Source organism: Tsuneonella aeria, assembly GCF_009827495.1.
In the GTDB taxonomy this organism is placed as follows: domain Bacteria; phylum Pseudomonadota; class Alphaproteobacteria; order Sphingomonadales; family Sphingomonadaceae; genus Tsuneonella; species Tsuneonella aeria.
Map to the genome: position 1 here is coordinate 667,139 of NZ_WTZA01000001.1, position 14,091 is coordinate 681,229.

Consider the following 14,091-nt stretch of genomic DNA (forward strand, 5'->3'; position numbering starts at 1 on the left):
CCCCTGACTTATTGCGGCAATGCACGCGCGCTGCACTCTGGCGCGCGGGGGCGGGATCGGATGAATTTAACCCTCGCCCATTATCCACACCCGCCTGGAAGACGGGACGGCCGTGTGCATCCGCGAGCTTACGCGAACCGGCGAGCTGGCGGGTGTCTTCAGCCGGCGTCCGTCAGGAAGGCAACCAGCGACTTCACCTTCTTCTGCCGCCACTGCGGCAGCGGGGCGACCAGCCAGTAGGCGCGGCGCCCTTCGTCAGGCCCCTCCAGCACCTCGAGCCGGCCGGCCGTGACCGCTTCCTCACACAGCAGTGCCGGCAGGATCGCCTTGCCCAGCCCCGCGATGGCACTTGACAGAGCCTGGCCGGGATTGGCGACCTGGACCATGCCTTCGCCCCCATCGGGCAGGGCCACGCCGGGCCAAGCGATCCACTGGTCGGGCGCGCCGGGGGCGGCCACGACGACGCGGCGGGCCGGCGCAATTTCCACCCCTTCCAGGTCACCGGGGCCATCCACGAGGCGGATTGCCACGTCGAGGTTTGTCTCCGTGAAGTCGGCATTCTCGTCGGCGATGAGCTGGTAGCGCACGCCAGGATTCTCGGCGAGAAACGCGGCGAGGCGATGACTGAGCCACTGGGCGTAAAATTCACGCGGGGCGGCGATGGTATAGCGGTCGCTCGCCTGGCTGGCCTGCATCGCCTGGACCGATTCCTCGAACTTCAGGAACCCTTCGCGCAGCGCATCGAGGCCGGCGGTCGCCTCGTCCGTCAATTCCAGCCCCTTGCTGGTCCGGCGGAACAGGACCGTTCCCAAGTGATCTTCCAGCGCGCGAATCTGCTGGCCGACGGCCGCGGGCGTCACCGCCAGCTCGTCAGCCGCGCGGGTGAACGACAGGTGCCGCGCGGCGGCATCGAATACGCGCAAGGCGTTGAGAGGCAGGTGCGTGCGCTTCATGCGCGGCGCCTTAACCGGCGGTGGCCGGCGCCGCCAGCGGGAAGAACGGGATGCGCACCTCGAGCGGCTGGCCCGATCCCTGCGCATCGAGCAGGTGGAAGGTGTAGAAGCCTTCCATCGTGCCGTGCGGCGTATCCAGCGGGCAGCCGGAAACGTAATCGTGCGCCTGCCCCGGATCCAGCACCGGTTGTTCGCCCACCACGCCTTCGCCATCGACAATGCTGACGATCCCGCGCGCATCGGTGATGCGCCAGTGCCGGCTTACGAGCTGGACCCGGCTGTCCGACCCGTTCTCTATCCGGATGTGATAGACCCAGAACCACTTGCCGTCATCGGGACGGGACTGTTCGGGCAGGAAATTCACCGCCACCCGCACGGTGATCCCGTCGGTGATGGCGGCATGCTGGAATAGCTGTTTCATCGTGGAGGCAACCTAGCGGGCGGCCGCCGCCGGTGCAATCGGCCGGGGTAGGAAAGCCCCGGGCTAGAGCCCCGCGGCGGACATTGCGGCGTCGACATCCCTCACAAGGTCGGCGACATCCTCCAGCCCCACGTTGATGCGGAGCAGCCCTTCGGTCACGCCCATTTCCGCCCGCGCATCGTCGCTCAAGCCGGCGTGCGTGGTGCTGGCAGGGTGGCACATGAGGCTGCGCGCGTCCCCGATGTTGTTGGAGATATCGATCAGTTCCAGCGCGTCCAGCAGGGCAAAGGCCTGCGTCCGCCCGCCCGGGACCTCGAAGGCGAAGATGGGGCCCGTACCCCGCGGCATCTGCCGGATGGCGAGTTCGTGACGCGGGTGGCTCGGCAGGCCCGGATGAAGCATGCGGCCGCCGGCGGGTGCGATACGTTGTTCGATCGCGCGCCCCAGCTCGATCGCGGCCGCGCTCTGCGCCCGGGCGCGAAGATCCAGCGTTTCCAGGCCCTTCAGCACGACCCAGGCGTTGAACGGGCTCAGGTTCGGGCCGGTGTTGCGCTGAAACGGAAGAAGGACATCGTTGATGAAGGCCGCGCTGCCGCACACCGCACCTGCCAGGACACGGCCCTGCCCGTCCATCAGCTTTGTGGCGCTGTAGGCGACGACGTCCGCGCCGAAGTTCAGCGGTCGCTGCAACGCGGGCGAGGCGAACGCGTTGTCAACCACCGTCACGATGCCGTGCGCCCGCGCGAGATCGCAGACGTATTGCATGTCCACCACGTCGAGCGTGGGATTGGCCGGGGTTTCGAAGAAGAACACCTTGGTGTTCGGACGGATCGCGGCATCCCATTCGCTGTCGACCGCGCTGTCGATAACTGTCGTCTCGATGCCGAAACGCGGGAGCAGGCTGTCGACCAGCCAGCGGCACGAACCGAACCCGGCACGCGCGGCAACGACGTGGTCGCCGGCCGAAAGCTGGCACAAGAGCGCCGCGGTCATCGCCGCCATTCCGCTGGCCTGCGTGCGGCACGCTTCGGCCCCTTCCATCAGGGCGATGCGTTCTTCCAGCATGGCGACGGTGGGGTTCTGCAGACGGGAATACGTCATCCCCGCAGCCTCCCCGGTGAAACGGGCGGCGACAGTGCCGGCATCGTCATACGAATAGCCGGAGGAGAGGAACAGCGCCTCGCTCGTCTCGCCGTGCTCGCTGCGCCAGGTGCCGCCGCGCACCGCGCGGGTGGCCGGGCCCCATGCCTGGGTGACGGAACGGTTCATGCCGGTGGTCTTTTTCATCGCGAGGCGGGCTCTAGGGGCGGATTGCCCGCGGCTTCAACGAAAAATGGCTTTGAGGGCGCAGTGGCCGGGCGCAGACGCAAAAACGGGGCCGAATGCGGCCCCGTTTCGTGAATGGTCGAATCGTTCAGGCGATCGCGGGCTGGCCGGATCGTCGTCGTCGGCGATGAGAATGATACCGACCACGAGGGCGATTGCCGCCACGATCCACAGAAGGCTTCCGCCCAGTTGGCTGTCCTCGGTCACAGGCGCGGTGGCGCGCTGTGCTTGGGCGGCCTGGACCGCGACCGGCGAAATCGCCAGCGCAGCAGCGGAAAGAGCGATCGGCAGCTTGCGAAGCATGATGGATTTTCCCCTCGGTCAAGCGGTGCAGGATCGCGACGCCGCACTTCTTTACTGCCGGTTCCGCGACGGAAACTGGACGAAATCACCGCATTGTCAACGCTCTGCCGCGCTGCAATAACGGTTTGCCGACTATTCCGTTCGGGGCCCGCATTCGCTATTCGCCGCTTCGCATGTCAGCCAGTCCCGATCCCGCCGCCCCATCCATGACGCGCGATACGGAGGCCCGCGATCCCCTCTGGTGGTGCGTGGCGCTGACGGCCGCATTCACCGCACTCGCGGCGGTGCGCCTCGGCATCCCGTCAAAGCCGTATTTTGACGAGATCCACTACCTGCCGGCGGCACGCGCGCTGCTGGCCGGCAGTGACTGGCTCAACCGCGAACACCCCATGTTCGCGAAGGAAGTGCTGGCGGCCGGCATCGGCCTGTTCGGCGACCACCCGTGGGCCTGGCGCCTCAGCAGCCTTCTCGCGTCGGCGCTGGCCCTGTTCGCGGCCATGCGCGCGCTGTGGCTGGCGTCGCTCAGCCGCTTCGCGACCATTGCTTACGGCGTACTGCTCGCGACCGGGTTCCACCTGTTCGTCCACGCCCGCATCGCCATGCTCGATGCTGTCATGGTGGCGATGCTCGCGGTTTCATTCTGGCAATGCGCCGCCGCGATCCGCGCGCCGGAGCACGGGCGGCGCAGCCTGGCGATCGCGGGGGCCGCGATGGGTCTTGCGCTTGCCGCCAAGTGGAACGCCATCCCGCTCGCCCCCCTGCCCGGTATCGCCTTCCTGGCCGCGCGTCTCCATGCCGCCGGCTGGAGCGGCCTGTGGGTCCGCCGCGGCGCCCCGGTGCCCGGCATCCGCCTGACCGAAGCGGCCGTGTGGCTGGGGGTGCTGCCGCTCGCCGTCTATGCCGCGACATACCTGCCCGCGTTCATGATCGCACCTGACCAGGCGAAGGGAGGGCTGATAGGCCTCCACCAGATGATGCTGCAAATGCAGGAAAGCGTCATCAAGCCGCATCCGTACCAGAGCACCTGGACCGACTGGATCATCAACCGGCGTGCGATCTGGTACCTTTACGAACCGGTCGACGGGGCGCAGCGCGGCGTCCTGCTGATCGGCAATCCGCTGACCATGCTGCTGGGCCTTCCCGCCATGCTGTGGTGCCTGTGGGCCGCGTTCGCGCGGCGGCGGATGGACGCGCTGGCCGTGGCCACTATCTACCTCGTCAGCCTGGGGTTCTGGATCGTGGCGAGCAAGCCCATCCAGTTCTATTACCACTATTTCGTGCCGAGCATGGCGCTGCTCGCGGGATTGGCGCTGGCGCTTGGCGCATTGCGCCGCCGGGGTTGGGGGTGGATCGCCTGGACGGTGCTGGCGGGCTCTGCCGCCCTGTTCGCCTGGTTCTGGCCGATCCTCAGCAGCGCACCGCTCGGCGGTGAACGTGCCTTCGAACAATGGATGTGGATTGCCAGCTGGCGCTAGAAGCGGCCCCAGACGACGCGGCTGGAAAGGGCGTAGTTCCACACGGACCCGATGACGATCCCCGCCAGCGCGGCCAGCACCCAGTGGAGGCCCCGCGCCTGCAGCAGGGTCGCGGTCGCCACGTTGGCCAGCGCGCCGACCGAACAGGTGGCGCAAAAGCCCAGCCAGCCCTTCAGGATCGCGCCGGGGGTGCGGAGGCGCTGGTCGCGGTACGTCAGCCGGTTGTTGAGCCAGAAGTTGAACGTCATCGCGGCGAAAGTGGCGATCACCGTGGCGAGCGCGAACCCCTCTCCCCCGATACGGAACAGCAGCGTGAGCACCGCCATGTGCACCGCCACGCCCATCGCGCCGACGGTACCGAACAGCGCGAAACGGCTGGGGACGATGCGGCCGAAGCTGCGATCGTAGAGTCCGACGAGAAACTCGAACGCGACCGCGCTGTCGAGCTTGCTCTCGCCGCTCCGCCGTTCCGCGAATTGGAGCGGGAGTTCCTTTACGCGCAACGGGGGGGCGGCAGCAGCGAGCAGGTCGAGCAGGATCTTGAACCCGATCCCCGACAGGCGCGGCGCCACGCTGCGCAAGGCATCGGTTCGCAGCATGAAGTATCCGCTCATCGGGTCGGTAAGCTCGACCCCCGTCACCTTCCGGGCAAGCCGGTTGGCGAGGCGGCTGCCTTTCTCCCGGGTCTCGCTTGACAGGCCCGCCGCCGTGCCGCCTTCGACGAAGCGGCTGGCGACGGCGATGTCGCACACCCCCGCCTCTATCGCCGCGCGCATGGCCGGCAGAAGCGCGGGATCGTGCTGGTGATCGGCATCCATCACCGCGACCAGCGGCGCCGCCGTCGCGCACATCCCCTCGATCGCCGCGCTTGCCAGGCCGCGGCGGCCGAAGCGCTGGATCACGCGCACACGCGGGTCGGCCACGGCGAGCGCACGGGCAGCGTCCGCCGTGCCGTCGGGGCTGTTGTCGTCGACCACGATGACTTCCCAGCCATCCGGTCCCAGCGCGCCTTCGATTCGCGCGACCAGGGGCGCGATGTTCTCACGCTCATTGAGCGTTGGCAGCACGATGGCGAGACCGGCCATGGTCAGAGGCGCGCGATCACCGCGTCGCCGATCGCTGCGGTGCCGGCATCGCCCCCCAGGTCCGCGCCGCGCACCCCATCGGCAAGCGCCCTGGCCACGGCGCTCTCCACCCGCACGGCGTCGGCTTCGCGGCCGAACGAGTGGCGCAGCATCATCGCAGCTGAGAGGATCGCCGCCGTCGGGTTGGCGAGGCCCCGGCCGGCGATATCGGGCGCGCTGCCGTGGATTGGCTCGTAAAGCCCGAACGTGCCGAACGCGGTCTGCCGTTCCCCCAGCGCCGCGCTGGCGAGAAGGCCGATGGAACCCACGCACATGCTCGCCTGGTCGGACAGGATATCACCGAACAGGTTCCCTGTTAGCAGAACGTCGAACCGACCTGGTTCGCGCACGAGCTGCATCGCCGCGTTGTCGACGTACATGTGCTCCAGAGCGACCTCGGGATACTCGGCACCGACCTCGGTCACTACGTCCCGCCAGAGCTGGCTGGTTTCGAGCACGTTGGCCTTGTCGACGCTGCACAGGCGCCCCTTGCGGTCCTGCGCGGCGCGGAAGGCGACGTGGGCGATCCGGCGCACCTCGTCGTCGTCATACCGCATCATGTCCCACCCGCGGCGCCCGCCGCCGGGGAGCGTGTCCACGCCCTTCTCGCCGAAATAGACGTCGCCGTTCAGTTCGCGCACGATCAGAAGGTCGATACGCGCCGCGATCTCGGGGCGCAGGGCGCTCATGCCCTCCAGGCCCGGGAAAGTCCTGGCGGGGCGCAGGTTGGCGAACAGCCCCAGCTCCGCACGTAGGCCCAGAATCGCCTGTTCGGGCCGGAGCGCGCGCGCCAGGCCGTCGCAGGCCGGATCGCCGACCGCGCCGAACAGGATCGCGTCGGAAGCCCGCGCCATCTCCAGGGTTTCGGGCGGCAGAGGATGGCCGTGGCGGCGATAGGCCGCGCCGCCGACGTCGCCTTCGAACAGGGTGAGCGCGGGCAGATCGAGCGCTTCCAGCACGCGCACGGCCGCGCCCGCGACTTCCGGTCCGATGCCGTCCCCTGCAAATACCGCGACTTTCATCCCGTCAGTCTCTCCAGCCGCGCGTGCAGCATTGCGCGGGCGGCCATAGCATTGCCCTTCCGGTCGGCAAGCAGGTACCGCTCCAGCGGGGCGGCACCGCGGGCAAACATTTGCAACAGCCCCTCAAGGTCCGCTTCGGGCACGCTGCCCCGGCCGCCGTAACCCAGTTCGCGCAGGACCAGCGCCTCGTAACCGATCACCGCCGGCAGCCACCCCCGCGCGGACGGGGCATGGCACACCGCCTCCAGCGTGGCGGCCAGCGCATCGTATAGCGCGGGATAGGCGTTCCGTTCGGGCAGGACCGCTGCCGTCAGCGTCGTCACCCATGCGATCGCGGCGGCGGGCAGCGGCTCGCCCATCCAGGGCCCGCGGCTTTCCAGCAGTTCCAGCCGCAGCGAGGGCAGGCTGGCATCGCTGCGGGCGACAAGCTCCGCCGCCACGCGGTTGCCCGGGATCAGCACCGGCCGCAACTGCCGCCCGCGCGCGCCCGCGACATAGCCGGCGACGAGGCCGTACGGCCCGCTCAGCACGCGCACGATTGCGGCGGTCTCTCCGTGCTGGCGCGCGGCGACGAGGATGGCGGGGAAGGTCAGGTGCATCTGCCCGCCCTCCCCTAGCGCATCAGACGAGCATGCGCACCTTCGGCTCGCGGTCGAAGAAGCGCCGGGTCGCCGCTTCGATGAAGGCCGCGTCGAGCCCGGTGACGCCGTCGTCCGCCTCTACCCCCGCCTTGTCGAGCAGCGCGAGCGATCCGGCACTGGCGCCGATCGCCTTGAGGTGGCCGAATGCGTCCATCACGAACTGCACGGCGGCGCCTTCCTTCAGCAGCTTGGCCGTGTCCTCCTCGGTCAACGCAAGCGCGATCGCATCGAACTTGGCCGAGGGTGAGCCGGCAAGCTGCCCGTCTGCACCCAGCCCCACCTTGGGCGCGACGAAGTGGGCCGATCCGCCGGCGTCCTCGATCATGTCCTGCAATTCGTCGAGCAGGTCCTGCTCCGTGTTCTCGCCGAAGAGCACGCCCACCACCCGGCCTTCGAGTGTGCGGCGCATGTTCTTCTGAATGGACAGGGCATCGCTCGGGCGCATGTCGATTGGCGGACGGGCGGCGGGTGCGGCCGGGGGCAGGTCGAGCGCCAGGCCTTCGGCAACGCGCCGGGCAAGATCCTCGTCCACGTTCCGCAGGCGCGAAACCATCCGGGTGCGAATGTGGACGAGTTCCACCTTGCTCAGTTCGAACACGAAGGCACCGACGATATGCGCCTGCTCGCTTGGCGTCTGCGAGCGGTAGAATTGGCGCGCCTGGCTGAAATGGTCGGCGAACAGCTCGGCCCGGATGCGCAGCGAATCCCCCGCCTCGCCCCCGATGTCGCGGGGGGCGAAGCTGGTGTAGCCGGTTTCGGGGCATTCGCGCGGGCCGCCGTCCTCGCCGCCCATCGCAAGGCTGTTCGGTTCATAGTTCGCGCGCCCTTCAGGCACCATCATCTGCATGTGCCCGTCGCGCTGGAAGTTGCGCATGGGACAGCGCGGCGCGTTGATCGGGATCTGGTGGAAATTGGTCGTGCCCAGCCGCTTCAACTGGGTGTCGAGATAGCTGAACAGGCGCCCGTGCAGCAGGGGATCGGCGGTGAAGTCGATCCCCGGGATCACGTTCGCCGGGCAGAACGCAACCTGTTCGGTTTCCGCGAAGAAGTTTGCCGGATTGCGGTTGAGCTCCATCCGGCCGACAATCTGCACTGGGCAGTCTTCCTCCGGGATGATCTTGGTCGCGTCGAGCACGTCGTACGGCTGCGCTGCGGCGAATTCCTCGTCGAACGTCTGCAGGCCCAGGTCCCATGCGGGGAAATCGCCGCGATCGATCGCTTCGTACAAGTCGCGGCGATGGTAATCGTTGTCCGCGCCCTGCAGCTTTGCGGCCTCGTCCCAGACGGTCGACTGCATGCCCAGGACAGGCTTCCAGTGGAACTTGCAGAACGTGCTCTTCCCCTCGGCATTGACCAGCCGGAACGTGTGCACCCCGAAGCCTTCCATCATGCGCAGCGAGCGGGGAATCGTGCGGTCGCTCATCGCCCAGAGCAGCATGTTGGTCGATTCCGGCATCAGGCTGACGAAATCCCAGAAGGTATCGTGCGCGGCCGTCGCCTGCGGATAACCGCGATCCGCCTCCATCTTCACGGCATGGACCAGGTCGGGAAACTTCATCGCGTCCTGGATGAAAAACACCGGGCAGTTGTTGCCGACGAGGTCCCAGTTCCCTTCGTCGGTATAGAACTTCACCGCGAAGCCGCGCACGTCGCGCGGGGTATCGACGCTGCCCCTGTTGCCCGCCACGGTGGAAAAGCGCGCGAAGACCGGCGTTTCCTTGCCCGCGGCCTGCAGGGGTGCCGCACGGGTGAGTTCGGGCACGGCGCGCGTGCAGGTGAACGTGCCGTGGGCGCCGCTGCCACGCGCGTGGACGATCCGTTCCGGAATGCGTTCGTGGTCGAAGTGGAACAGCTTTTCCCGCAAGACGAAATCTTCGAGCAGGACGGGGCCCCGGGCGCCGGATTTCAGGCTGTTCTGGTTATCGGAAATCCGCACGCCCTGGTTGGTGGTCAGGTGCGCATCCTCGTCGGCGTGATCGCCCCCCTTCGCCACACGCTGGTGCGTTTCGCCCCCGCTGCCGGTTTCGAAGGCGAACGACCTGCCACCGGTATCTTCGGCCCCGGATTTTGCATTGTCGTCGTTCGTCATCGGTCTCTCCTGCTGCTGGTTTGCAGGAGAGACGGTTTACCGCACCGCGCGTTCCGGCATTTCGCCTGCCCTCAAAGGCGGTCGGGCCCATCGGGTTGGGGAAGCGCTTCGGCCACCGCGTCCGACGTCGCGGAAACGAGCGCTTCGACACCTTTCGCCGTCGGATGGACCCGATCGGCCTGGAGCAGCGCCGGATTGGCGAAGACCGCTTGGGTCACGAAGGGCACCAGCGTGGCGCCATGTTCTTTGGCCAGCGCCGGGTAGAGCGCGTCGAACTGATTCTGCCACGTTGCGCCGTAGTTGGGCGGTGCTTGCAGGCTCATCAGCACGGCCGGGATGCCGCGCTTTTCAAGCTCGCCGAGCATGGCGGCCAGGTTCGCGCGGGTCTGTTCGGGCGGCAGGCCGCGAAGCAGGTCGTTGCCGCCCAGTTCCAGCAACACGAGGTCCGGCGGCGCGGGCTGGCTGTCCAGCGTGAAGGCCAGGCGCTGGCGGCCCGCGGCGGTCGTATCCCCCGATACGCCCGCGTTCGTCACCTTCACGTCATGGCCATCGGCCCGCAAGGCCGCTTCCAGCCGGGCGGGATAGGCAAGGTCGGGGCTGGTGAGGCCGTAGCCGGCAAACAACGAGTCACCGAAAGCCAGCACCCGCACTGCGCGACCGGCAATCGCGGTATCGGGATTGTCGGTGGCGGCAGACGCGGCCGACGCCGTCGACGTGGCTGCGGGCGCGGGATCGGGGGCGGCGACTTCGCCCTGGCAGCCGGCCAGCGCCATTGCCGCACCAAGCATCATCCAGCCGCGCAGTCTCATCGTGTCATCTCCCATGACGGATATTGCCGCCTCACCCCAGCTATGTCATCGCGTGGGCGTGACAAGCCCCTCCCGCGCGATTTCCGCCCGCAACCTGACCCTGACCCTCGGCACCCCGGCCGCACCGGTGCACATCCTCAAAGGCATCGACCTCGATGTCGGCGTGGGCGAGGTGGTCGCGCTGCTCGGCCCGTCGGGTTCGGGCAAGTCGAGTCTGATGGCGGTGCTGACCGGGCTGGAACGCGCCAGTTCGGGTTCGCTGGAGATCGCCGGTGCGGATTTCGCCGCGCTCGATGAAGACGGGCTGGCACAGGCACGCCGGGGCCGGATCGGTATCGTCCTCCAGGCCTTCCACCTCCTGCCCACGATGACCGCGGTGGAAAACGTCGCCACCCCGATGGAGCTTGCGGGGATGGAGCGCGCGCGCGACCGCGCCCGGGCCGAACTGGAGGCGGTTGGCCTCGGCCACCGGCTCGACCATTATCCCGCGCAGCTTTCCGGCGGGGAGCAGCAGCGCGTCGCCATCGCGCGCGCCACGGCGCCCCGCCCCGCGCTGATCTTCGCCGACGAGCCGACCGGCAACCTCGACGCCGCCACCGGCGCCGCGATCATCGACATGCTGTTCGACCGGCGCGCGGAAACCGGCGCCACGCTGCTGATCATCACGCACGATGCCGAGCTTGCAGCGCGCTGCACCCGGGTGATTACCGTCGCCGACGGGCGCATCGCGAGCGACGTGACCGCGTGAGGTGCGGCCGATGAGCTGGTCCACCGCCTGGGCCATCGCCCGGCGCGATCTCAACGCGCGGTTCCGCGGGCTTCGGCTGCTGCTCGTCTGCCTGTTCCTGGGCACCGGCGCGCTTGCCGCCATCGGGACGCTGACCAGCACGATCGAGCGGGAGCTTTCGGATCGGGGGCGGGAGTTCCTCGGCGCGGACCTGCAGGTGGAGCTGTGGCAGCGTGGTCCCAATCCGGCGGAGCTGGCGGCGCTCGACGCGCTCGGCACTGTCTCCCTCGGCACGCGCATGCAGGCGATGGCGACCACCGACACCGCCGCGGCGCCCATCGAGCTCAAGGCCGTGGACGATCGCTGGCCGCTCTATGGCAAGGCGACGCTCGCCGGCGGAAAGGTCGTCGGCGCCCCGCCGCAGGGCCAGGCGTGGCTGGCGCAAGGCGCTGCCGATCGCCTTGACGTTGGCCCCGGAGACAGTTTCTCGGTCGGCACCGCGCGGCTGACGGTGGGCGGCATTATCGACAACGAGCCCGACCGCCTGGGCGAAGGATTCCAGCTGGGTCCGACGGTCATCGTGCGGTCCGAAGTCCCCGCCGCAGCCGGGCTGACCGCGCCCGGCGCGATGTATCAGTCCAAGACCAACGTCGCCTTCGACGGCCCGGGGGACCCGGCGGCGGCGGAAACGGCGCTCAAGGCTGCATTTCCCAACGCCGGGTTCGAGATCAACACGCGCGAGCGGGGCGCGCCGGGGGCGGACCGGTTTGTCGGGCGCATGGGCGAATTCCTCACGCTTGTCGGCCTGGCGGCGCTGGTCATCGCGGGCATAGGGATCGGCGGGGGGGTTTCGTCCTATCTCGACGCGCGCCGGCAGAGCATCGCGACGCTGAAGGTTCTGGGCGCGACGAGCCACGACATCGCGCGCATATATATGCTGGAGATCGGCGCGGCGGCGCTTGCGGGAAGCCTTGCGGGCATCGCCGCCGGCGTCGCGCTGACGCCGCTTCTGGCACGCGCGCTCGAAGGGCTTCTTCCGGTGGGAAGCGGGATCGTGTTCGCGCCGTTCTCGCTGCTGACGGCGCTTGCCTACGGCCTGCTGGTCGCCCTGGTGTTCGCCGCGCCGCCCCTGATGCGTGCGCGGCGTTTTCCGGCCATGGCGCTGATGCGGGAACGCGTGTCGCCGCTGGCGGGCGACCGCGCTGCGCTCGTGCCCGTCATCATCGGGCTTGCCGCGATCGTGGCGCTGGCGCTGGCGACGGCGCGGCAGCCCCTCCTCACCGCCGGGTTCCTCGCCGGTGCGGGCGCGACCCTGGCGCTTCTGGCCGGGATCGGGTGGGCAATCCGCCGGGGCGCGGCGCGCATGCCCCGGCCGCGTGACCCGCTGCTGCGCGCGGCGCTCGCCAATCTCCACCGCCCCGGCGCCGCCACCGGCACGCTGGTGACGGCGCTCGGCTTCGGGCTCTCGGCGTTCGTGCTGCTCGCCGCGGTGCAGACCAGCATCGACGGCACGATCGCCCGCAGGGTCCCCGCGCAGGCGCCCGATTACTTTGTCCTCGACTTGCCGAAGGACCGCGTTGCCGAGTTCGGCGCCCTGGTGGAAACGGCCGCGCCGGGCGCGAACGTGCGCACGGTGCCTGCCCTGCGCGGCGCGATCCTCGCTTACGGCCCGCGCGGCGCGATGACCCGCGTCGCCGATCTGGGGGACGACCTGCCGGAAGGCGCCTGGGCGCTGCGGGGGGAACGCGGGCTGACCTATGCCGACAGCGTGCCGCCCGGCAACACCGTGGTGGACGGCGCATGGTGGCCGGCCCATTACACCGGCGAACCGCTGGTGTCGGTGGACGAGGACCTGGCGAACGCCATCGGCCTGTCGGTCGGCGACTACCTGACGATCGGCGTGCTCGGGGTGGAGCGGCAGGCGCGCATCGCGTCGCTGCGGCGGATCGACTGGCAGACGATGGGCTTCAACTACGTACTGGTGTTCAGCCCCAACACGCTGCGCGATGCGCCGCACAACCTGGCCGCGACGGTCGATCTCGGCGAAAGCGCCGCCAGGGGATCCCTGCTTCGCGCGCTGGTCAGCACGTTCCCTTCCGCCAGCGTGATCGAGATCGGGCCCGTGCTGGTCCAGGCACGGCAGCTGCTGGGCCAGGTCGGCCTGGCGACGCTGGCCGCGGCATCGGTCGCCGTGCTCGCAGGCCTTGCCGTGCTTCTCGGCGCGATCGCGGCGGCGCGGGCGCAGCGGACGTACGATACGGTCATCCTGCGCGTGCTGGGCGCGAGCCGGCGGCAGGTTCTCCTCCTGGCGCTCGCCGAATACGCGGCGCTGGCGGCGATGCTCGCCGTGGTGGCGCTGGGCATCGGGCTCGTCGCGGCCTGGGCGGTCGTGACGCAGATGTTCGAATTCGACTGGCTGCCGTCCTGGCCCGCCGTCCTCGGCGTGCTCGGCGCGGGCCTCGCGCTCGTCGTGGTGTTCGCGGTGGCGGGCGCCCTGCCCCTGCTGCGCGCCAAGCCGGCGCAGGCCCTGCGCGCGCTCTAGCCCGTCAGGCGAAGACCTCGGCCACGTCGCGCGTGCCGAGGGGCGGAGCCCAGCGATTCTCCTTGCTGGCGGCTGCGAAGGCCCGCCCGGCTGGCAGGCGGGCCCCGGTCCGTCAGTCGTCAGGCAAAAGTCTCGGCGTCGCCCACACCCTTGGGATCGGGCCCGTAGCGGTTCGGCCCCGGCGTGCCGGGCAGCGCCATCAGGACGAGGAACGCGATCGAGACGAGGAACCCGACGTAGGGGATCATGCCGCCCACGATCGCGCCGAGATACCACCACCCGCTCATGTCGCGATCGTGCAGGCGGCGCACCGTGACGGCGATGCTGGGGATGAGGATGGCGAGCCCGTAGACCACGATCAGCAGGCCCATACCGCCGAACAGCGCCATGAGGCCGGCGGCCGGATCGCCGCTCGCGTCCGCCTCCAGCACGCCGGCGGCGCCCCCGGCGCCCAGCGCGAAGACGATCAGCACGGTCATCACGATCGCATTGAGCAGCGTGAACATCCAGTATTCCATCCGGCGCGAACGGCCGCTAAATTCGGCGTAGCGCTTGAATGGCAAGATCATCCAGTTCATCGAAATTCCCCCTGTTCGGTCAATCACATGCGGCGAGAGCAACACAACGGGGCCGCCCGCGCAACGAAAAAGGGCCCCGCG

The 14,091-nt window shown here is 69.1% G+C and carries 13 protein-coding genes; 3 read left to right on the forward strand and 10 right to left on the reverse strand.

Annotated features, from left to right (window positions below):
• Positions 1 to 158: 158 nt before the first annotated feature.
• The 4 genes from GRI40_RS03250 to GRI40_RS03265 form a co-directional block, all read right to left on the reverse strand.
• Positions 159 to 953, reverse strand: coding sequence for a LysR family transcriptional regulator (locus GRI40_RS03250; RefSeq protein ID WP_160610012.1), 795 nt, complete (start codon positions 951 to 953; stop codon positions 159 to 161).
• A gap of 10 nt (positions 954 to 963) precedes the next feature.
• Positions 964 to 1,374, reverse strand: coding sequence for a Co2+/Mg2+ efflux protein ApaG (gene apaG, locus GRI40_RS03255; protein WP_160610013.1), 411 nt, complete (start codon positions 1,372 to 1,374; stop codon positions 964 to 966).
• 63 nt (positions 1,375 to 1,437) lie between these two features.
• A complete protein-coding gene (locus GRI40_RS03260) occupies positions 1,438 to 2,661 on the reverse strand; it encodes a trans-sulfuration enzyme family protein (protein ID WP_160610014.1) in 1,224 nt (407 codons plus the stop codon).
• Positions 2,662 to 2,697: 36 nt separating this feature from the next.
• Positions 2,698 to 3,003 (reverse strand): hypothetical protein, encoded by a 306-nt coding sequence (locus GRI40_RS03265; RefSeq protein WP_202390127.1) that lies wholly within the window; start codon positions 3,001 to 3,003, stop codon positions 2,698 to 2,700.
• Between the two features lie 206 nt (positions 3,004 to 3,209).
• Here GRI40_RS03265 and GRI40_RS03270 point away from each other — a divergent pair, with 206 nt between their 5' ends.
• On the forward strand, positions 3,210 to 4,478 hold the full coding sequence (locus GRI40_RS03270) for a phospholipid carrier-dependent glycosyltransferase (protein ID WP_160610015.1): 1,269 nt from the start codon (positions 3,210 to 3,212) through the stop codon (positions 4,476 to 4,478).
• Here GRI40_RS03270 and GRI40_RS03275 read toward each other — a convergent pair.
• The 5 genes from GRI40_RS03275 to GRI40_RS03295 form a co-directional block, all read right to left on the reverse strand.
• Positions 4,475 to 5,563 carry a glycosyltransferase gene (locus GRI40_RS03275; protein ID WP_160610016.1) on the reverse strand — a complete coding sequence of 363 codons (1,089 nt, stop codon included), beginning with the start codon at positions 5,561 to 5,563 and terminating at the stop codon, positions 4,475 to 4,477. The two genes, GRI40_RS03270 and GRI40_RS03275, sit on opposite strands and share 4 nt — an antisense overlap.
• A gap of 2 nt (positions 5,564 to 5,565) precedes the next feature.
• Positions 5,566 to 6,624, reverse strand: coding sequence for a 3-isopropylmalate dehydrogenase (gene leuB / locus GRI40_RS03280; RefSeq protein WP_160610017.1), 1,059 nt, complete (start codon positions 6,622 to 6,624; stop codon positions 5,566 to 5,568).
• Complete coding sequence (recO, locus tag GRI40_RS03285) at positions 6,621 to 7,223, reverse strand: DNA repair protein RecO (protein ID WP_160610018.1); 603 nt, start codon at positions 7,221 to 7,223, stop codon at positions 6,621 to 6,623. Before recO ends, leuB begins: the two co-directional genes overlap by 4 nt.
• A gap of 22 nt (positions 7,224 to 7,245) precedes the next feature.
• Entirely contained in the window at positions 7,246 to 9,354 is a 2,109-nt protein-coding gene (locus GRI40_RS03290) for a catalase (RefSeq protein ID WP_160610019.1), read from the reverse strand.
• Positions 9,355 to 9,425: 71 nt separating this feature from the next.
• Positions 9,426 to 10,163, reverse strand: coding sequence for an arylesterase (locus GRI40_RS03295; protein ID WP_160610020.1), 738 nt, complete (start codon positions 10,161 to 10,163; stop codon positions 9,426 to 9,428).
• 58 nt (positions 10,164 to 10,221) lie between these two features.
• Between GRI40_RS03295 and GRI40_RS03300 the strand changes: the two genes are divergently transcribed.
• Positions 10,222 to 10,911: an ABC transporter ATP-binding protein gene (locus tag GRI40_RS03300; RefSeq protein WP_337190479.1), complete on the forward strand. Its 690-nt coding sequence runs from the start codon at positions 10,222 to 10,224 to the stop codon at positions 10,909 to 10,911.
• Positions 10,912 to 10,921: 10 nt separating this feature from the next.
• Positions 10,922 to 13,432 (forward strand): ABC transporter permease, encoded by a 2,511-nt coding sequence (locus tag GRI40_RS03305; RefSeq protein ID WP_160610022.1) that lies wholly within the window; start codon positions 10,922 to 10,924, stop codon positions 13,430 to 13,432.
• A 119-nt stretch (positions 13,433 to 13,551) separates the two neighbouring features.
• On the opposite strand, the gene GRI40_RS03310 is transcribed toward GRI40_RS03305, so the two are convergent.
• Positions 13,552 to 14,010, reverse strand: a complete 459-nt coding sequence (locus GRI40_RS03310) for a DUF805 domain-containing protein (RefSeq protein WP_160610023.1) — start codon at positions 14,008 to 14,010, stop codon at positions 13,552 to 13,554.
• Positions 14,011 to 14,091: the final 81 nt, after the last annotated feature.